General features: G+C 68.7%; 17 protein-coding genes and 1 tRNA gene. 11 read left to right on the forward strand and 7 right to left on the reverse strand.

Features of this window, described 5'->3' with window-relative positions; translation table 11 throughout:
* The first annotated feature begins 11 nt into the window (after positions 1-11).
* The 4 genes from ABZ348_RS12120 (at position 12) to ABZ348_RS12135 (ending at position 3,075) form a co-directional block, all read left to right on the forward strand.
* The gene (locus tag ABZ348_RS12120) at positions 12-146 is read left to right on the forward strand and encodes a hypothetical protein (RefSeq protein ID WP_358931958.1); all 135 of its coding nucleotides are present in this window, start codon (positions 12-14) and stop codon (positions 144-146) included.
* 63 nt (positions 147-209) lie between these two features.
* Positions 210-878 (forward strand): VWA domain-containing protein, encoded by a 669-nt coding sequence (locus tag ABZ348_RS12125; protein WP_358932223.1) that lies wholly within the window; start codon positions 210-212, stop codon positions 876-878.
* 2 nt (positions 879-880) lie between these two features.
* Positions 881-1,738 (forward strand): PP2C family serine/threonine-protein phosphatase, encoded by an 858-nt coding sequence (locus tag ABZ348_RS12130; protein WP_358931960.1) that lies wholly within the window; start codon positions 881-883, stop codon positions 1,736-1,738.
* Entirely contained in the window at positions 1,738-3,075 is a 1,338-nt protein-coding gene (locus ABZ348_RS12135; protein ID WP_358931962.1) for a protein kinase, read from the forward strand. Before ABZ348_RS12130 ends, ABZ348_RS12135 begins: the two co-directional genes overlap by 1 nt.
* A gap of 142 nt (positions 3,076-3,217) precedes the next feature.
* Here the strand turns inward: ABZ348_RS12135 and ABZ348_RS12140 are convergent, their stop codons facing one another.
* The 4 genes from ABZ348_RS12140 to fdhD all read right to left on the reverse strand — a co-directional run bounded on the left by ABZ348_RS12140 (position 3,218) and on the right by fdhD (position 6,876).
* A complete protein-coding gene (locus tag ABZ348_RS12140) occupies positions 3,218-3,562 on the reverse strand; it encodes a hypothetical protein (RefSeq protein WP_358931964.1) in 345 nt (114 codons plus the stop codon).
* A gap of 90 nt (positions 3,563-3,652) precedes the next feature.
* Positions 3,653-5,164, reverse strand: coding sequence for a hypothetical protein (locus ABZ348_RS12145; protein ID WP_358931965.1), 1,512 nt, complete (start codon positions 5,162-5,164; stop codon positions 3,653-3,655).
* Positions 5,165-5,340: 176 nt separating this feature from the next.
* Entirely contained in the window at positions 5,341-5,697 is a 357-nt protein-coding gene (locus ABZ348_RS12150; RefSeq protein ID WP_358931967.1) for a hypothetical protein, read from the reverse strand.
* A gap of 339 nt (positions 5,698-6,036) precedes the next feature.
* The gene (fdhD, locus tag ABZ348_RS12155; protein WP_358931969.1) at positions 6,037-6,876 is read right to left on the reverse strand and encodes a formate dehydrogenase accessory sulfurtransferase FdhD; all 840 of its coding nucleotides are present in this window, start codon (positions 6,874-6,876) and stop codon (positions 6,037-6,039) included.
* Between the two features lie 426 nt (positions 6,877-7,302).
* Between fdhD and ABZ348_RS12160 the strand changes: the two genes are divergently transcribed.
* Together ABZ348_RS12160 and ABZ348_RS12165 are read left to right on the forward strand one after the other, a co-directional pair.
* Positions 7,303-8,277 (forward strand): beta-ketoacyl-ACP synthase III, encoded by a 975-nt coding sequence (locus ABZ348_RS12160; protein ID WP_358931971.1) that lies wholly within the window; start codon positions 7,303-7,305, stop codon positions 8,275-8,277.
* 37 nt (positions 8,278-8,314) lie between these two features.
* A complete protein-coding gene (locus ABZ348_RS12165; protein WP_358931973.1) occupies positions 8,315-8,803 on the forward strand; it encodes an NUDIX domain-containing protein in 489 nt (162 codons plus the stop codon).
* 38 nt (positions 8,804-8,841) lie between these two features.
* Here the strand turns inward: ABZ348_RS12165 and ABZ348_RS12170 are convergent, their stop codons facing one another.
* Positions 8,842-10,191 carry a DUF2254 domain-containing protein gene (locus tag ABZ348_RS12170; protein ID WP_358931975.1) on the reverse strand — a complete coding sequence of 450 codons (1,350 nt, stop codon included), beginning with the start codon at positions 10,189-10,191 and terminating at the stop codon, positions 8,842-8,844.
* Positions 10,192-10,515: 324 nt separating this feature from the next.
* Between ABZ348_RS12170 and ABZ348_RS12175 the strand changes: the two genes are divergently transcribed.
* Positions 10,516-10,603: transfer RNA gene (locus tag ABZ348_RS12175), tRNA-Leu, on the forward strand.
* A 150-nt stretch (positions 10,604-10,753) separates the two neighbouring features.
* Here the strand turns inward: ABZ348_RS12175 and ABZ348_RS12180 are convergent.
* The gene (locus ABZ348_RS12180) at positions 10,754-12,724 is read right to left on the reverse strand and encodes an amino acid transporter (protein WP_358931977.1); all 1,971 of its coding nucleotides are present in this window, start codon (positions 12,722-12,724) and stop codon (positions 10,754-10,756) included.
* Between the two features lie 591 nt (positions 12,725-13,315).
* On the opposite strand from ABZ348_RS12180, the gene kdpF reads away from it, so the two are divergent.
* From kdpF to ABZ348_RS12200, 4 genes are read left to right on the forward strand one after another with little or no spacing between them, the layout of a single operon-like run.
* The gene (gene kdpF / locus ABZ348_RS12185; RefSeq protein WP_329024935.1) at positions 13,316-13,405 is read left to right on the forward strand and encodes a K(+)-transporting ATPase subunit F; all 90 of its coding nucleotides are present in this window, start codon (positions 13,316-13,318) and stop codon (positions 13,403-13,405) included.
* 7 nt (positions 13,406-13,412) lie between these two features.
* Entirely contained in the window at positions 13,413-15,077 is a 1,665-nt protein-coding gene (gene kdpA / locus ABZ348_RS12190; RefSeq protein ID WP_358931978.1) for a potassium-transporting ATPase subunit KdpA, read from the forward strand.
* Positions 15,074-17,179, forward strand: coding sequence for a potassium-transporting ATPase subunit KdpB (gene kdpB / locus ABZ348_RS12195; RefSeq protein WP_358931979.1), 2,106 nt, complete (start codon positions 15,074-15,076; stop codon positions 17,177-17,179). The genes kdpA and kdpB overlap by 4 nt, the downstream gene beginning before the upstream one ends.
* Before the next feature lie 5 nt (positions 17,180-17,184).
* Positions 17,185-17,868: a potassium-transporting ATPase subunit C gene (locus ABZ348_RS12200; RefSeq protein WP_358931980.1), complete on the forward strand. Its 684-nt coding sequence runs from the start codon at positions 17,185-17,187 to the stop codon at positions 17,866-17,868.
* Between the two features lie 80 nt (positions 17,869-17,948).
* Here ABZ348_RS12200 and ABZ348_RS12205 read toward each other — a convergent pair whose 3' ends face one another.
* A complete protein-coding gene (locus tag ABZ348_RS12205) occupies positions 17,949-18,764 on the reverse strand; it encodes an N-formylglutamate amidohydrolase (protein ID WP_358931981.1) in 816 nt (271 codons plus the stop codon).
* Between the last annotated feature and the right edge of the window lie 7 nt (positions 18,765-18,771).

Raw genomic sequence — 18,771 nt, forward strand, 5'->3', positions numbered from 1 at the left:
GGGAGTCGAGCGTGAGTTACCTACCCGATCACACGGCGCGCGCCAGACGGGTCGTACTCGGCCTCTTCATCACGGCCACCGCCCTGGTGACAACAGGCGTTCTGTTGACCGTAGGACTGCTGCTGAACCGGGTGTTGCCCCGATGAGGCGAACCCGCACCACGGCAGCGAACAGGAGGACACGGAGTGAGTGACATTCCCGGCGGCCCGATGGAGAACCGTCCGGTCCATTTCATCTGGATTCTCGACGTCTCGTACTCGATGATGGGCGAGAAGATCGGACAGCTCAACTACGCCATCCGCGAAGCCATTCCGGAGATGCAGTCCGTCGCGCACGACAACCCCGCCGCACAACTGCTCCTTCGGGTACTGACGTTCTCCTCCACGGCCCAATGGCACATCGCCACCCCGACCCCCGTGGAGAGCTTCACCTGGCAGGACGTCCAGGTCGACGGCGGCACCAACCTCGGGGACGCGCTCTACGCCGTCGCCCGTGAACTCGAAACACCGCCCATGCCCCAGCGAGCCCTCAAACCCGTGCTCGCCCTCGTCTCCGACGGACAGCCCCTCGACGAGTGGCGCGACGGGCTGCGCGCCATCGACGCCACCCCCTGGGGTAAGAAGGCCGTACGGGTCGCGATCGGCATCGGCGCCGACGCCGACCGCAGCGTCCTCCAGGAGTTCCTCGCCAACCCCGAACTCCAGGTCCTCGACGCCAACAGCCCCAAACAACTCGCCGCCGCCATCCGCTGGGCGTCCACGGCCGCCGTCAAAGCCGCGTCACAGCCCGTGGCGGGAGCCGCCCCCGGGGTCAAACAACTCGCCCCGGCCTACGCACCCCCCGCGCTGGACGACGACGATGACGACGATGTGTGGTGAGCGTGCCGCACCCCGATGAACCAGTACGTCCCTGGGCCCTGCGGCACGAAAGTGTCCAAGGCCCAGCGAAGGCGCTCAACCAGGACTGGTGCGACGCCCAGTACACCCCCGACGGAGCCCTGGTGATGGCCGTCGCCGACGGCCACGGCTCCGCCGCCCATCCCCTCAGCCACCTCGGCGCGCGCTACGCCGTCGACGTCTTCACCCTCTGCGCCACCCAGTTCGCCGCCCGCGCCCGAGGTACCGGGGAGGGCGCCGGTCCCGGGCTGCGCAGGCTCTGGGCGGACGCCCACGACCGCATGCCCCGGGAACTGGTGCGCACCTGGCAGGACTGGGTCGGGGACCGACACACCCCGGTCGAGGGCGAAGCTCCGCGCACCGGGCCCGCACTGTTGCGCGCCTACGGCACCACGCTCATCGGTGCGGTCCTCACCGAAGGGCTCTTCGTCGCCTGGCAGCTCGGCGACGGCGACCTGATGGTGGTCCACCCCGACGGCACCGTCGCCGCGCCCCTGACACCGCAGCAGGTCGAACTGGGTGACGAGACGGAGTCGATGTGCAGCAGACAGGCATGGGACCTCGTACGGGTGCACTGGGCACCCATCAGTGACCCCGCACGTCGCCCACGCCTGGTGACCCTCTCCACCGACGGCCTCTCCAACAGCTTCGCCGCCCGCAGCGGGTTCGTCCGCTTCGTACGGGAGCTCGACCAGCGCATCGAGCACGAGGGGCTGGCCGCGGTAGGCGAGGCACTGCCCGGGTGGCTCGCTCGGGCCGGAAGTTACTCGGGCGACGACACCACCGCGATCGTCGCCTCGTTGCAGCGGTCCGCCCCTGCACGCAAGGAAACGGAGGACTGATGTCCGGGATGCTCGACAGCGGAGCCCAGCTCACCACGGACACCGGGGAGGAGGTGTCCGTCGCCGACATGCTGGGAGCGGGCGGTCAGGGCGAGGTCTACCGGGTCAAGACCCGCTCCGGGGACAAGGCCCTCAAGTGGTACTACCCGGCGTGCGCCACCCCCGAGCAGCGAACCATCGTCGAAGGGCTCGTCGGCCGTGACTTCGAGGACGACCGGTTCCTCTGGCCGCACACCGTCGTCACCGGCGGCAAGCACGGCGGGTTCGGCTACCTCATGGACATCCGACCCGACCGGTTCAAGGGACTGCCGGCCCTCTTCCGACGCCAGCTCAGGACCAGCCCACTGGCCCTGATCACCGCCGGACTCCACATGGTCGAGGCGTACCAGGCACTGCACTCCCGTGGCATCGCCTACCGGGACATCTCCTGGGGCAACATCTTCTTCGACCCCGACAACGGCGACGTCCTCGTCTGCGACAACGACAACGCCGTGAGCGAGGGCGACAGCACCGGCATCTCGGGAACCATGGAGTTCATGGCACCCGAGCTGGTGCGCGGCGACACGGGAGCGGTTCCCGGCACCCAGACGGACCTCCACTCCCTGTCCGTACTGCTCTTCATGCTGCTGATGAACCACCATCCGCTCAAGGGGCGCGCCGAACTGGAGATCCGCTGTCTCGACGAGGCCGCGGAGAAGCGGCTCTACGGCAAGCGCCCCATGTTCATCTTCGACCCGGTCGACGACGACAACCGCCCCGACCCCGTCGAACACGGCACCGTACTCGCGACCTGGGCGGCTGCGCCGCCCGTCCTCCAGAAACTCTTCACCCAGAATTTCACCGAGGGGCTCAAGGACGGCATGCGCAGGGTGCGCGAGACCCAGTGGCGGCACGCCCTGAGCGAGGTCCGCGACACCATCGTGGTCTGCGCCGGCTGCGGGCGGCAGAACATGACGGAACCACGGTCGTCGACCCCCGGCATTTGCTGGTCCTGCAACCGCGTCCTGATGTTGCCGCCGCGCCTGGTCGTCACCACACTGCGCCCGAAGGTCGAACGCAACCTGCGACTGCGCCGTGCGGCCCGGGTGTACGACCACCATCTGCACGCCGAGCCGACGCGTCACCGCTATGACGAGGACTCCCTGGTTGCGGAGTTGGTCGAGCACCCCCAGAAGCCCGGTAAGTACGGACTCACCAACCGATCGCAGGAGAGTTGGACGACCCGGAGGTCGGACGGCACCAGCCAACAGGTGGCGCCGGGGCAGAGCGTGCCCCTACGGGCCGGTCTGGAGATCCAGCTCGGGACCTCGGCCAAGGCCGTGGTCAGCGCGGACTGAGCGCCTTCCGGTGCCGGTCCACGGTGATCCGGCACCGGGTTAGCGCCCTGAGCGCTCAGTGGTGGGGGCCTCACCGTGGCCCCGCGTCAAACGGTGCCGGCCGGAACCCTCCGGCCGACACCGCCACACCACGCACCGACCGCTACAGGCCGACCGCACCACCCAGTGCCTGTGCGAGCGCCAGCGCTGCTCCGCCCGCCCCGGCCCCGGCCTGGATCGCGTCCAACCAGCGGCGCACCCGCCCCTGGTCGACCGCCCGGCCCTCCTGCTGTGCGCTGACGATCTCCCCCTGCAACGCCTCGGCCTCGCCGACCAGTCCGGACCGCTCCGCCCGCAGCTGTTCCACCAACTCGCCCGCGAGCCGAACGGCCTCCGCGGGGGAGGCGCCGTGGTTGATCTGCACCCGGCCCTGACCGGCGACATTCACTCCGTGGTCACCGAACTGGTTCTGTCCGCCGCTGACGCTGCCGATGTTGTACGTGTTCATCTGTTCTCCCCGAGGTGATCCGAAAGATTGCCCAGGTCGCCCAGGTCGTCTGGGTCGTCTGCGCCGCCCAGGCCGTCTCGTCCGGGCCGTCTAGGTCGTCGTTGCGCCGCCCGCCGGAGACGCCGGAGCCTGGCCCGCTGGTTGTCCTGTACCGCTGCCCTGCTGGGCGTTGTTGGTTCCGTAGTTGCCGAACTGGTTCTGTCCGCCCTGCACACTGCCGATGTTGTACGTCTGGTTGTTGATCACCTTCTGGGCGCGGACGAAGTCGCTGGTGTCGATGTTGTGATTCTTCAGGAACTTCTCCGTCGCCACCAACACGCCCTGCTGGAGCCGTTGCAACACGTCCAGGGCGTCCATCCGCTCGTCGAAGTCCATCTCGTCCACCGGCCGCGCGGCCCGTTCCCGCAGACTGTCCGTCGCCCCGTAGTCGTACACGACGTGGTGTTTGGAGATCTCCCGGCGGATCTTGCGCAACCGCTTGCTCCGCTGGGACCGCGCGGACGCCCGGCGTTGGATGCGACCCCCGGACCTGAAGAGCATCCAACGCAGGCTCTTGGTGGTCGCCTTCACCAACTCCCACCACTCCTCGAAACCACCGAGGGGAATGTAGGCCACGTGGTCGAACCTGAGTTGTACGGGCGGCAACACATAGGCCGCCACCTGCCAGGAGAGCCGATCCAGCGTGCGGCGGGCCCGCAGGTGCATGGAGACCACGAACTTCCCGCCGGAGCCCACCACTTCGAGGCTCAGATAGGTCCGCATCCCGCCGCCCTCCTGGAGCACGCCGGACTGGACCAACCGTTCGTCGATCCTCGGCAGCGGACGCCCGAGCGGATCCGGCAGCAGATCGGCGCCCAACGCCCTGACGTGCAACCCCCGCACATACAGCCGATTGCGCGCCCGCAGCCCGCTCAGACCCGCTATGCCGCCCATCTCACGGGCCATGAAGGCATGGAGGTCGACGGTGTCGAAAGGGACGATGGTGAGCTTCCCGCCCCCGGGAGCGTCCTCTGGGCGACCCACGTCGATGCTCGGCCACACGTCCTCTTTGATCCGCACCCCGCTGCCGACGAAGGGATTGTCCGCCTCGGCCTCCGCGTCGTACGGGACGACATTGGCCCTGCGCAGGGCCCGCAGCCGATCCTCGACCTCCGGGTCGACGGCGGGCGCGAGGTCCTGGGGCCGGTCCTTTCCGCGATAGGCGTCCCGGGCCGCACGCCAGGCCAGGTGAAGTGCGTGGTGCACCAGCACCGCGGCGGTCAGCAGGGCGAGGCCGGCACCCGCCGCCAGTACGGCGGCGGTCTGCGGGGAGTCGTTCGACACGGCGACCAGCGCACCGATCACCGTCCCGATCAGTGCCACGAGCACGAACAACAGCCGGGCATCCCGCCGTCGTCTGCGCTGCTGGGCGGCGCTCGCATGGCGCACCAGGGCGACGAGATTGATCCCGAGGGGTAACCCGATCGCCTTCAACCGGTCCGCGGTGAACTCGTCCAGCACCTCCTGGGCGAAGCCTTCGTCGAGATGGGTGTGAGCACACAGTTGCCGTGTGACGGCGTCCTCGCGGTACTGCGGCAGAGTTGGCAGGGCGCGTGGCGTCATGGGTCCCCCTCCGGATGATGCCGTTCTCAGCCTAGACACCGGCCCGCTCGCTGTCCGCTGATCACGCGTGGCGGGGCATGTCCCCCCAGTGAGCATGACTGCACCGACGGCCCTCGCACCAGGTCCTCAACCGATGTCGGTCGACGGAAGCCCCCGGAGCGGCCACCGGGCTCCGGTCAGCGAGTCAGGTCGACACAGGGGCGGCTGTCGCCCGTGCCGTCCCACACCACGGTGAACCCCGCCCGGCGGAAGGCCGCGACCACCTGTGCCCCCGCGCGTTCCATCTGCGGTGCGCTGCCCTCGGGCGCTCCCCAGAAGGCCAGGTGCAACTGTCCCGAGGCCCGGGCCCGCCGGGTGTCCTTGCGGGTGGTGAAGCAGAACCCCACCAGGGCGTCGAGGTCCCCACCGCGGGAGTGGAAGTCATCCCGACAGTCGGAGAACCCGTCGGACTGGGTGGTCCCCGTACTCGCCAGCGCGACGAACCCGGCCGCGTTCAACTCGGCGAACACCGCGGCGACGCGCTTCTTCGCCATCCGCCAATCCGACCGCGACCACTCGCCCCCCGGCCCGTCAGACACCGACCGACTGCCCGCCGCTATCCCGTCCCCGGCTTTCCCGTCCGCGGTCCGGGCCCCGGTCGACCTACCCGCCCCGCCCCCAGCGGCGACGTCGGCGCCCGCATCCAGACCGGATCCCAACGCGGCGCCATCGTCCCGACGTGCGGCAGCGAACATGTCCAAGACTCCTCCAGGGCAACGAAGGGGAACCCAATGGGCTGCCCCTGCCCGGACCCTATGCCACGTCTCGATCCAGGGCGTTTCCGCCCGTGAGCCGTGCTGCTCCGACGACAGACACGATACTCTGACGCACCGTCAGACCTCGTTGTCGAAGGCGATGCGACCTTCCCCCGCATAGACGTTCATCGAGCTGCCGCGCAGGAACCCCACGAGCGTCAACCCGGACTCGGTCGCCAGGTCGACGGCGAGTGACGAGGGCGCCGAGACCGCGGCGAGCACGGGGATCCCCGCCATCACCGCCTTCTGCGCCAACTCGAACGAGGCGCGCCCCGACACCAACAGGACCGCCCGCGTCAGGGGCAGCCCGCCCTGCTGCACCGCCCGGCCGATCAGCTTGTCCACGGCGTTGTGACGACCCACGTCCTCACGCAGGTCCAGCAGCTCGCCCGCCTCCGAGAACAGTCCCGCGGCGTGCAGCCCCCCGGTCCGGTCGAAGACCTGCTGCGCCGCCCGCAAACGGTCGGGGAGTGCGGACAGCAGCGCGGGCGCGAGACGGACCGGGGGAGTGTCGGCGATGGGGAAGCGCGTGGACGTCCGGACGGCGTCGAGGCTCGCCTTTCCGCACAGACCGCACGACGACGTGGTGTACACATGCCGTTCCAGACTGATGTCCGGAACGGTGACGCCGGGTGCCAGCCGCACATCTACCACGTTGTACGTATTCACACCGTCCGCAGTCGCCCCTGCGCAGTAGGTGATGGACCGCAATTCGTCCGCGGTGCCGATCACTCCCTCGCTCACGAGGAATCCCGTCGCGAGGGCGAAGTCATCACCGGGGGTGCGCATGGTGATCGCCAGCGGTTTGCCGTTGAGCCGTATCTCCAGCGGCTCCTCGGCGACCAGGGTGTCGGGGCGGGTGGACACCACGCCGTCCCGGATGCGGAGGGTGCGGCGGCGCTCGGTGGCCCGTCCCATGCGGCTCCCTTTCCATCCATAGATCTGTGGTGTCCGAGGTCGTGACGCGGTTCGACGTCAACGCGGCCAGCTCCGGCGGTGCGGCCGGGTGCCCCGGTACGTCCCATTCTCCCGTACCGCCAGGCCGGCCCGTCGGCGCCCCGGCAGGGACGGAGGCGGGGCGTCGTCCGGCCCCTGTTCCCCTTCGAAGGAGCGGCGATCGCGAGCATGATCACAGGAGACGCAGGTCACGTCCGCCCCACGGACGTCGATTGCTTTGCCACACTCGGAGAGCTGCCGACCACCACCGAACACTCCTGCCCGCTTCGCAACCCTTCCGGAAGCTCCAAATTCAGGGGGCCTAATCCTGTTGGATCACCTGCCCTCGTACCGGTTGGTAGCAGCCAAGACTTGGTTCTTCCACTGCCCGCATGGAGGGGATCGCAGATGACCGGTTCACGTATCACCGCCCTAGGGCACTACCAGCCCGCCACCGTACTCACGAACGAGGACATTGCCGCCCTGGTCGACACCAGCGACGAGTGGATCCGTACGAGGGTCGGAATCGAGACCCGCCACCGGGCGGCGGACGACGAACCGGTCGACGAGTTGGCCGCGCACGCCGGCGCCAAGGCGATCGCCTCCGCCGGCCTCACCCCGCAGGACATCGGGCTCGTCCTCGTGGCCACGTCCACGGCGATCGACCGCTCCCCGAACATGGCGGCCCGGGTGGCGGCGCGGCTGGGCATGGAATCGCCGGCCGTGATGGACCTGAACGTGGTCTGCGCCGGCTTCACCCACGCCCTGGCCACCGCTGACCACGCGGTACGGGCCGGAGCCGCCGAGCGCGTCCTGGTGATCGGCGCCGACAAGATGACCGCGATCACCGATTGGAGCGATCGCACCACCTGCGTCCTCGTCGGGGACGGCGCGGGCGCGGCGATCGTCGAGGCGGACCCCCTCGGGGTCGACGACCAGAACGGCGATGGCGGACACCGCCCGGGCATCGGGCCGGTGCTGTGGGGCTCGGTTCCCTCGATGGGCCACGCGGTGCGCATCGAAGGGTCGCCGCCGCGGTTCGCCCAGGAGGGGCAGACCGTCTACCGCTGGGCCACCACCCAGCTGCCGCCGATCGCCCGCAAGGTCTGCGAGCGCGCCGGGGTGCTGCCCGAGGAACTGGCCGCGGTCGTGCTGCACCAGGCGAACCTCAGAATCATCGAGCCCCTCGCGCAGAAGATCGGCGCGGTCAACGCGGTGATCGCCCGGGACGTCGTCGAGTCGGGCAACACGTCCGCCGCGTCCATCCCGATGGCCCTGGCCAAACTGGTGGAGCGCGGGGAGATTTCCACGGGCGACCCGGTCCTGCTGTTCGGGTTCGGCGGGAACCTCTCGTACGCGGGTCAGGTCATCCGCTGCCCTTGACCGGGAAGTGCCCCTCCGGTCCGGCAGACTGGACACCATGGCGACCAAGAGAAGCGCGGGACTCCTGCTGTTCCGCACCCCCGATCGGAACGGAGCCCTCTCAGCGGAGGTTCTGATCGGGCACATGGGGGGACCCTTCTGGCACGGTCGGGAGGACCGGGCGTGGTCGGCGCCCAAGGGGGAGTACACGTCCGACGAGGAGCCCATGGCTGCCGCGCGTCGGGAGTTCGAGGAGGAGTTGGGGTTCGCCCCGCCGGACGGTGAGTGGCTGCCGCTCGGCGAATCCCGACAGCCCCACGGAAAGATCGTCACCCTGTGGGCGATGGAGGCCGATCTCGATCCGACGCCCTTCGCCCCGGGCACCTTCACCATGGAGTGGCCGCCGCACTCGGGCCGGCTCGCGGAGTTTCCCGAGATCGACCGGGTCGAGTGGACCGGGGTGGATGCGGCCCGCACCCGGCTCGTACCGGGCCAGTTGGTGTTTCTCGATCGACTCGAAGAACTGCTGGTGTCACGCCGGGGCTGACCGCCAGCCCGTGGCGGGGGAGCGTGGCACCATCGCGGTCAACCGATTCCCTGACGGTCGGCCAGCAACGCGAACTCCCGGTCCGCGGCCTCGGGTACGGCATCGACCACCGACTGCACCAGCAGCGCTCGGTGCCGCAGCAGGGGCACGCGCCGGTCCTCGATCGCCATCCGCGCGTCCCGCCCCCAAGTCGAGGCCGAGTCCTCGGCCAACAACAGCAACAGATCGTCGACGGCGGCCATCAGCCGTCGGGTGACCTGCGGAGCGTTCGTCGACGCCACCCGGATCTCCGAGAGTCCCAGATCCACGAGGTCCGTCCAGTTCGGTACGTCCTGTTCGAGCCGGACCGCGCCCTGCCCGTCACGGTGGTGCAGGGCGCCGAGCGGCGCACGGGCCAGCGCGGAGAGCAACTGCACGATCCGGTCCACGCACTGCACGGCCGTCGTCGGGTCGTGCACGGCCGGCGAGAGGGCCCGTAGGGCGATGTCCGAGAGCTGTCGCAGCCCCAGTCCGAGATCCTGGTGGAACGTGCGCTCGGTGCCGACGTGCACGGCGAACGAGGGGATCCGAAGCCGGGTGTTCGCCTCCCCATGGACGGCGAGCATGGGAGTGCCGGGTACGACGAAGTCCCCGATCCGGGGGATCAGCCGCAGCACGACCCCCTGCCGTCGGGCCCTTCTGACCAGCCAGGCCACGTTCACGTCGCGGAGCACCCCCGCCCGCCCTCGATAGGGGATGCGAAAGGACTCGGGCGGCAGTTCCACCGGCGTCCCCTCACCGGTCGGTTGGCGTGCCAGGGCACGCATCGCCTCCCGGGTGATCCGGTCCACGACCGGTCCCACCTGCATCAACCGCAGGGTCGACGACACATAGGCGATGAACAGCAACAGGCTCAGCCCCACGAGCGCCATGGTCAGCAGACTCTGCACCACCGGCACCGAGCTGACCCGACGCGGATTGATGTCACTGTCGTACGAGGTCAGCACCAGGAGGGAGAAGAGAAAGGTGGCCAGGAAGACCGTCAGGGTGAGTTTGCTGATCCGGCTGCGTACGAAGATCCGCACCACCCGGGGGGTCAACTGTCCGCTGGCCATCTGCACGGCGACGAGCGAGATGCTGAAGACGACACCGATGAAGGTCATCATGGCCGAGCTGATCGTCGTCACGATCGTCTTGGCGTCCTCGGTGATCGACACCAGCGAGCGGACCTCGTCGTAGGACTGCTCCTCCTTCAACGCCGTGATGAGCGCGGTGTCGATCGCGGATGCCCCCGCCCACAGGAGCACCGCGCAGAGCAGCCCCACGGTGGGCGCGAACCACAGGGTGTCCCTCAGATGCTCACGCAGCGGCGAGAGCGGGCGGGGCCGTCGATAGCTGCGAACCGTCACGCAGTGAAGGTAGCGTCACTCAAGGTGTCTTGACGGGTGCGGACGGTGGTGTCGTGGCGGTGCTCAAGCACGGACGGGAGCCCATCTGCTGCGACCGGCGGGGCCGAAGGGGAGATGAGTGAGCGACCGACCGGAGCCGCGGACGTTCTGCGCACCCGATTCGTCCTCGATCCGCCCTGTTTCGATCCCGATCCGCCGCGGCTGACCGCGGGGTGAAGTGGATCACCGCTCTGACCAGGGGCCAAAGCGAAAAGGCGAGACGAGCGGGGTTAAACCCCTGGTATTGTTGTCCTTGTCGCCGCGGGAGACCGCGGTGGTCACCTGGTCCGGGTGGCGGAATGGCAGACGCGCTAGCTTGAGGTGCTAGTGCCCTTTATCGGGCGTGGGGGTTCAAGTCCCCCCTCGGACACCAATAGAACACTCGAAGCGGGTTCCGCTTCATGGAACTCCCCGTGCGATTCGTTCGCACCGGGAGTTCTTCGTTTGTCCGGGTGCTTCTCCTGTCGGAGGTCTCGGAGCAGGGAATCAAACGGGTCCCTCGTTCGTTCGAGCGGGTCGCGCCTCAGCCGACGTGCACGTGCGGGCGGCGTTCCGGGTCCGGTTCCGCGCGGCGCAGCACCTCCCGGGTCACGGGGGCCGTCTCGCCGTCCCCGAAGACCAGGAACCGCAACAGGTGTCCGAAAGGGGCGCCTTCGGTCCAGGTGAAGTATGCGTGGGGAACGTTGCCCGTGAGGTCCCGCATCCGCAGGAGCACTGCCGCGATCGCATTGGGGACCGTGGCCGCCTCCACCCGGAGTCTGCGCACTCCGTGCTTCTCCTGGCCGCGCACCAGCAGATCGGCGGTGAAGTCCGACGAGTCCTTCACGAACACCTCAAGGAAGAGCACCGGGCGTCCGTCGGGGATGTGGGTTTCCTGTCGCTGTCGGTACTCCTTCAACCGGTACTGGGCCGAGGTGTGTTCCGACGGTTGGTTCGCGATGATCCGCAGCGGCCCGGCGGCGGCTGCCTCCTCGATGAAGTGCGTCGCCGTCGGGTCGAAGTCGACCTCAGCCGAGCGCAGTTCGAACGCCCGGTGCACCCGGGACGCGAAGGACGTGAGCACGATGGTGACGATGAACAGTGCCGCGATCTTGATGCCGTCGGGACGTTCGATGACATTGGCGACCAGGGTGTACGCGAAGACCACCGTGATAACGGCGAATCCGGTGGCTGCCCTTCGGCGTCCGGCGCGTCGGACCGCCACGGTCGAGGCGAAGGCCGCGGACAGCATCAGGACGAGGACGCCCGTGGCGTACGCACCGCTCTGCTTGTCGACGTTCGCGTCGAAGTACCAGGTGATGACGGTGGCGATCGCGACGAACACCAGCACCAGGGGGCGTACGGCACGTGTCCATTCGGGAGCCATGCCATAGCGGGGGAGGAACCTCGGTACGAGGTTGAGGAGCCCGGCGAGCGCCGAGGCACCGGCGAACCAGAGGATGCAGATGGTGGAGACGTCATAGACGGTACCGAAGACCTCCCCGAGGTAGAGGTGGGCCAGATAGGCGAGGGCCCGGCCGTTGGCGGGGCCGCCGGCCTTGAAGTCGTCCTGGGGGATCAGCAGCGTCGTCGCCAGGCTGGAGAGCAGCAGAAAGACGCTCATGATCAGGGCTGCGGTGGTGAGCAGCTTGCGGGTGTCCCTGATCCGGCCCACCGGATGTTCGTAGGTGTCCCGGGGGCCTCCTTTGATCTGCGGCATCACCGCCACACCGGTCTCGAATCCGGACATGCCGAGGGCGAGCTTCGGGAAGACGAGCAGCGCCACCCCGATCATGACGAAGGGGGAGGAGTGCTCGGCGGTCATCGCGTCCCACCAGTCGGGGACGACTCGGGGTTCGCTGGCCACCTGCCAGGCGGAGGCCACCAGCACCACCACGTTGAGCGTCAGATAGAGCGCCACGAGCACGACCGCCACACCGATGGCCTCCCGGAACCCCTTGAGGAAGACCGCGCCGAGGAGGCCGATCAGGACGAGGGTGATCCACAGGTTCCCGCCGTGGAGCCACTCGGGCGCGTAGGGGTTCTCCACCACGTGGGCGGAGGCGTCGGCGGCCGAGAGGGTGATGGTGATGACGAAGTCGGTGGCGGCGAACCCCAGCAGGACCAGGACGAACAGCTTCCCGGCCCACCAGGGCAGCAGCCGCTCCAGCATGGCGATCGATCCTTCGCCGTGCGGTGACTCCTTGGCGACCCTGCGGTAGACGGGTAGGGCCCCGAGCAGGGTCAGGGCCAGCAGCCCGAGGGTGGCCAGGGGGGAGAGGAGCCCGGCGGCGAGTGCGGCGATGCCGGGTTGGTAGCCGAGGGTGGAGAAGTAGTCCACACCGGTCAGGCACATCACGCGCCACCAGCGGTGGCCCCGGTGAGCCGCGGCGGGCGCCCGGTGGGGGCCGGGGTGTTGGGCCGGTTGTTCGCTCAGTCCTTGGAGCAACCACGCCCGGCAGCGGGCGGCCAGTTCGGCGCGCGGGGGCGCACCGTCGGGCCGGGTGCCGCTCATCGTGGCCCTCCCGCGGGGTGTGGGCCCGGCCGCTCGACGGGTGGGGCGGTGTGCATCCGGGACGGCCGCCGTCCGTGTGTTGCCCGCGCGGGCGGTCGGCGCTCCTCCGGCTGCCCGCCGGCGTCACCGTCCACCCGTGGTCAACCCCCTCGTACCGCGGTCTTCTCCGCCGGCCGCCGGTCTTGGCGGCGGCCGTTGGGAGACGGGTCGTCGTCACGTACGCCATCCAGAACGGCAAATTACTGGAAATCATGACAAAAGTCAGCGACCCGCCGTTGAGCGTCCGTCGCCCGCCCGGTGGTGTCGCCCGGATCGATCGCGTCGGCATCCATCGCGCCAGCGGGTTCGATCACCGCCTCCCCCGTGCCGCCCGAGCGCCGGGCGAGGTCGCCGTACAGGTTCCGTCAAGAGCGGGTGCCCGGCCGTATGGGACGTATCAACGAAACCGGCGAGGTGGCTGAAAAGGGGTTTCCTCGAATCGTCCGATCCCGTCCCACATAGGGAGCTCACGATGGCCGATGTGGCCTTCGTCCTCGTCACGATCGCGGTCTTCGCGCTGGTGGCCGTCGTTGCCAAGGGGGTGGCGAAGCTGTGACTGCCGAGAACGTCGTCGGTGTGATCGTGGCGGTCGCCCTGCTGGGCTATCTCGTCCTCGCCCTTCTGTACCCGGAGAGGTTCTAGCCCGGATATGAGTCCTGTACTTGCCGGTGTGCTCCAGTTGCTGGCGCTCATAGCGGCCTTGGCCTTGGTGTACCGCCCGTTGGGCGACTACATGGCCCGTGTGTACGCGTCAAAGAGGCACTACCGCCCCGAGAAGTGGATCTACCGGGCCATCGGCGCCAACCCCGACACACAGATGCGCTGGCCCGCCTATCTCCGTGGTGTGCTCGCGTTCTCCGCGGTGAGCGTGCTCTTCCTCTATCTGCTCCAGCGGCTCCAGGGTGTGCTTCCGGGGTCGCTCGGCTTCCAGTCGATCGACCCCGACCAGGCGTTCAACACCGCCGCGTCGTTCGTCGCCAACACCAACTGGCAGTCGTACTACGGCGAGCAGGCCATGGGGCATGTGGTGCAGACCGGCGGGTTGGCGGTGCAGAACTTCCTGTCCGCCGCGGTCGGCATGGCGGTGGCCGTTGCGTTGGTACGGGGATTCGCCCGGTCGCGCACGGGTGAGCTGGGCAACTTCTGGACGGACCTGGTCCGCGGTACGGTCCGCATCCTGCTGCCGATCTCGGTGATCGCAGCGGTCGTCCTCGTCGCCCTCGGTGCGATCCAGAACTTCGCCGGCATCCACGAGGTCGGCCAGTTCCAGGGGGGAACGCAACAGTGGAACGGTGGCGCGGTCGCCTCGCAGGAGGCCATCAAGGAACTGGGCACCAACGGCGGCGGCTACTTCAACGCCAACTCCGCCCACCCCTTCGAGAACCCCAACCCCGTCTCCAACCTCCTGGAGATCTTCCTCATCCTGCTGATCCCGTTCGCCCTCACCCGGACCTTCGGGCAGTTGGTGGGCAACGTCCGCCAGGGATACGCGATCCTCGGCACGATGGCCGTGATCTGGATCGGCTTCAGCGCCCTGATGATGTGGACGGAGTTCTCCCACAACGGTCCCGCCCTGGACATCGCAGGCGGTGCGATGGAGGGCAAGGAGACCCGGTTCGGCATCGCGGGCTCCTCCCTGTTCGCCGTGGCGACGACCCTCACGTCCACAGGTGCGGTCAACAGCTTCCACTCCTCGTACACCGGGCTCGGCGGCGGTATCACCATGCTCGGGATGCAACTCGGCGAGATCGCACCGGGAGGCGTGGGATCGGGACTGTACGGAATGTTGATCATGGCGATCATCGCGGTCTTCCTCGCCGGGCTGATGGTCGGCCGCACCCCGGAGTACCTGGGGAAGAAACTCGGCACCCGTGAGATCAAGCTCGCGGCCTGCTACATCCTGATCACCCCGACCCTGGTGCTCGGCTTCACCGCAGCCGCTCTGGCGCTGCCCACGCCGGGCAACTCCATGACCAACTCCGGCGCCCACGGCTTCTCCGAGATCCTCTACGCCTACACCTCGGGCGCCAACAACAACGGATCCGCCTTCGCCGGACTGAACGCCGACACCCAGTGGTTCAACACCACCATCGGGCTCGCGATGCTCCTCGGCCGCTTCCTGCCGATCCTGTTCGTCCTCGCGCTGGCCGGCTCTCTGGCCGAGCAGCGGCCCGTCCCCGCCACGGTGGGCACCCTGCGCACCGAGAAGCCCCTGTTCTCCGGGCTCCTGGTCGGCACGATCCTCATCATCACCGGACTGACCTACTTCCCGGCCCTGGCGCTGGGTCCGCTCGCTGAAGGGCTCGCGTCATGAGCACGATGACACCCACCCGGGCACCCCGCCCGCACGACCCCGACGAACCCGCACCGACACAGGGTCGGGTCGCCGGTGGTCTGTTCGACCCCAGGCAACTGATCGCCTCGTTCCCGGACGCAGTGCGGAAACTCGACCCGCGGGTGATGGTCAAGTCCCCCGTGATGTTCGTCGTCCTGGTCGGCTCGGTCCTCACCACCGCCCTCGCCATCACCGACCCGGGTGACTGGTTCGGTTGGGCGATCACCGCCTGGCTCTGGCTGACCACCCTCTTCGCCAACCTCGCCGAGGCGGTCGCCGAAGGCCGCGGCAAGGCCCAGGCGGACACCCTGCGCCAAGCCAAGACCGACACGGTGGCCCGCAGGCTCTCCGGCACGGTCGAGGAGCGGGTCCCCGGCACCGAACTGCGCATCGACGACCTCGTGGTCTGCGAAGCGGGGGATGTCATTCCGGGAGACGGGGACGTCGTGGAAGGCGTCGCATCCGTCGACGAGTCCGCGATCACCGGCGAATCCGCGCCGGTCATTCGGGAGTCGGGCGGTGACCGCAGCGCGGTCACCGGCGGTACGAAGGTGCTGTCCGACCGGATCGTCGTGAAGATCACCACCAAGCCGGGGGAGACCTTCATCGACCGGATGATCGCCCTCGTCGAAGGGGCCGCCCGACAGAAGACGCCCAATGAGATAGCCCTCAACATCCTCCTCGCCTCGCTGACCGTCGTCTTCCTCCTCGCCGTGGTCACCCTCAAACCGTTCGCCAACTACGCGGGAGCCGACGAACAGACCTCGCTGATCGTTCTCACCGCCCTGCTGGTCTGTCTGATCCCCACCACCATCGGGGCCCTCCTGTCCGCCATCGGCATCGCCGGCATGGACCGACTGGTCCAACGCAACGTGCTGGCCATGTCCGGACGCGCCGTCGAAGCGGCCGGTGATGTCTCCACCCTCCTCCTCGACAAGACGGGCACCATCACCCTCGGCAATCGACAGGCCGCCGAGTTCATCCCCGTCGAAGGGGTGACCGCAGCCGCCCTCGCGGATGCCGCCCAACTCTCCTCCCTCGCCGACGAGACGCCCGAAGGCCGATCCATCGTCGTCCTCGCCAAGGAGGCCCACGGACTGCGCGAACGCCACCCGGGCGAACTGACCGGCACCGAATGGGTCACCTTCACCGCGCAGACCCGCATGTCCGGCGTCAACACCGACGGCCGCCGCATCCGCAAGGGAGCCACCGGTTCCATCGTCGCCTGGGTCCGGGAGCAGGGAGGCGACGTCTCCCCCGACGCCGACCGCATCACCGACACCATCGCCGAAGCGGGCGGCACACCGCTCCTGGTCGCGGTGGCCGACGCCGAAGGGGCCCGTGTCCTCGGCGTCATCCACCTCAAGGACGTCGTCAAGGAAGGGATGCGGGAGCGCTTCGACGAACTGCGCCGGATGGGCATCCGCACCGTCATGATCACCGGCGACAACCCGCTCACCGCCCGAGCCATCGCCAAGGAGGCCGGCGTCGACGACTACCTCGCCGAAGCCACCCCCGAAGACAAGATGGCGCTCATCAAACGCGAACAAGCGGGCGGCAAGCTCGTCGCCATGACCGGCGACGGCACCAACGACGCACCCGCGCTCGCCCAAGCAGACGTCGGCGTCGCCATGAACACCGGCACCTCGGCCGCCAAAGAGGCCGGCAACATGGTCGACCTCGACTCCAACCCCACCAAACTCATCGAGATCGTCGAGATCGGCAAACAACTCCTCATCACCCGCGGCGCGCTCACCACGTTCTCCATCGCCAACGACGTGGCCAAGTACTTCGCGATCATTCCCGCCATGTTCGCCGTCGTCTATCCCGGCCTCGACAAACTCAACGTCATGCGGCTCGCATCGCCCGAGTCGGCGATCCTGTCCGCCGTCATCTTCAACGCGCTCATCATCATCGCCCTGGTACCGCTCGCCCTCAAGGGCGTCCGCTACCGACCCGCGAGCGCAGACCGGATGCTCCGCCGCAACCTCACCGTCTACGGACTCGGCGGCCTGATCGCACCCTTCATCGGGATCAAGATCATCGACCTGCTCATCTCCCTCATCCCCGGCATCAGGTGACGACCATGAACGCCTCCGTCCGCAACACCGGACGCCTCATCACAGCCGCGCTGCGCACCCTCGTGGTGCTGACGGTGGTCTGCGGCGTCCTCTACCCCCTCGTCGTCACCGGCACCGCTCAGGCACTCTTCGCCGACCGGGCCAACGGCTCCGAACTCAAGGCCGACGGCAAGGTGGTCGGATCGTCCCTGATCGGACAGACCTACCACCTCCCCAAGAAGGACCCCGACGACCCGGACGAGGCGGCCCGGCCCGATCTGCGCTGGTTCCAACCGCGCCCCTCCAACGGACTCGGCAGCAACAGCGTCAACACCCAGTACTCGTTGATCCTCTCCGGCGCCACCAACCGCGCCGCGGACAACACCGACCTCATCCAATGGGTCAAGGACGCCAAGGAGGCCGTGATCCAGGACAACGCGACCGCGGACCGCCGGATCAGCCCCTCCGACGTACCCGCCGACGCCGTCACCTCGTCCGGCTCCGGACTGGACCCGCACATCTCGCCCGAGTACGCACGACTCCAAGTCCACCGGGTCGCCGAACGCAACCAACTGCCCGTCGACGGGGTGGAACGCCTGGTGGCCGACCACACCCAGGGGCGCGTCCTCGGCTTCATCGGGGAACCGCGCGTCAACGTCCTCCGACTCAACACCGAACTGAAGGAACTGATCTCCCGACAGGCCCGTTGACCGACCTTGCGACGACGGCCGGCACCCGAATCGGGACCGGCCGTCGTCCGTGTCGCCCGTGCCGGCACGGCACGGCAGGTTCACACCCCGGAGTGAGGCTCCTTCACCGTCCGGTCGACGAGATCCGCCAGGGCGGCGGCCAACACCTCCAGCCCCGGCCCCGCAGGCCCGCCCGGCTCCTCCAGATAGAGGTCCCGACGGATCTCCACCATCAGCGCACCGACCCGGGCGTCCTCGCCGTAGAACTCCAGCGGCACATAGGTGCCGGCGAAGGGGGTGTTCACCTCGGTACCACCGCAGTGGGCGAACGCCTCCCGCGCACCGGCGAGGAGCCCAGGAGGGGTGTGGAACCCGTCCGTGCCCAGACAGACCGGCGGCCGCGGCCCGTCGCCGTGCAGTTCGTACGGCAATCGCCGCGAGGGGTACGAGTGCACGTCGATCACCACGGCCCGACCGGTGGCGGCCAACCGGTCCGCCACCGCGGCCGACATCGAGCGCGCGTACGGGTGGAAGTACCGCGCGACCAGCGGTTGTGGATCCACCGCCTCCCGCAGTGGTTCACCGTGGGTGGTGCGGGTGTAGACCGCGCCCATGCCGACGGCCGACATCTCCTCGCGCTCGTCGGGAAACCGTTCGGGATCGACGACCAGCCGTGAGAGCCCGTTGACGAACCGCCACGGCCTGACCCCCGCGCGATCGGCCGCCACAGCCGCCAACTGCGCCGTGTGGGAGTCGGTGATGTGGTCGAGTTCCCGCTCCAGCGCTTGATCGTCGAGCACGATGCCCGCGCGCACCGCGGCCGGAATCGTCCGTGAGGAGTGCGGTACGTGCAGGATCACGGGGGACTCCGGCGCACCGGGCAGCAGCGTGAAGGAGTCGGAGTGCTCCAGCGCCATGACATTG

The organism is Streptomyces sp. NPDC005963, from assembly GCF_040638655.1.
Lineage (GTDB): Bacteria > Actinomycetota > Actinomycetes > Streptomycetales > Streptomycetaceae > Streptomyces.

Bases quoted from the DNA above. Each gene is read 5' to 3' on its own strand.
- kdpA (WP_358931978.1), top strand. From the start codon at position 13,413: ATGAGTCCTGTACTTGCCGGTGTGCTCCAGTTGCTGGCGCTCATAGCG.
- fdhD (WP_358931969.1), bottom strand. From the start codon at position 6,876: ATGGGACGGGCCACCGAGCGCCGCCGCACCCTCCGCATCCGGGACGGC.
- ABZ348_RS12205 (WP_358931981.1), bottom strand. From the start codon at position 18,764: ATGGCGCTGGAGCACTCCGACTCCTTCACGCTGCTGCCCGGTGCGCCG.
- ABZ348_RS12160 (WP_358931971.1), top strand. From the start codon at position 7,303: ATGACCGGTTCACGTATCACCGCCCTAGGGCACTACCAGCCCGCCACC.
- ABZ348_RS12135 (WP_358931962.1), top strand. From the start codon at position 1,738: ATGTCCGGGATGCTCGACAGCGGAGCCCAGCTCACCACGGACACCGGG.
- ABZ348_RS12150 (WP_358931967.1), bottom strand. From the start codon at position 5,697: ATGGCGAAGAAGCGCGTCGCCGCGGTGTTCGCCGAGTTGAACGCGGCC.
- ABZ348_RS12125 (WP_358932223.1), top strand. From the start codon at position 210: ATGGAGAACCGTCCGGTCCATTTCATCTGGATTCTCGACGTCTCGTAC.
- ABZ348_RS12140 (WP_358931964.1), bottom strand. From the start codon at position 3,562: ATGAACACGTACAACATCGGCAGCGTCAGCGGCGGACAGAACCAGTTC.
- ABZ348_RS12180 (WP_358931977.1), bottom strand. From the start codon at position 12,724: ATGAGCGGCACCCGGCCCGACGGTGCGCCCCCGCGCGCCGAACTGGCC.
- kdpB (WP_358931979.1), top strand. From the start codon at position 15,074: ATGAGCACGATGACACCCACCCGGGCACCCCGCCCGCACGACCCCGAC.
- ABZ348_RS12145 (WP_358931965.1), bottom strand. From the start codon at position 5,164: ATGACGCCACGCGCCCTGCCAACTCTGCCGCAGTACCGCGAGGACGCC.
- ABZ348_RS12165 (WP_358931973.1), top strand. From the start codon at position 8,315: ATGGCGACCAAGAGAAGCGCGGGACTCCTGCTGTTCCGCACCCCCGAT.
- ABZ348_RS12200 (WP_358931980.1), top strand. From the start codon at position 17,185: ATGAACGCCTCCGTCCGCAACACCGGACGCCTCATCACAGCCGCGCTG.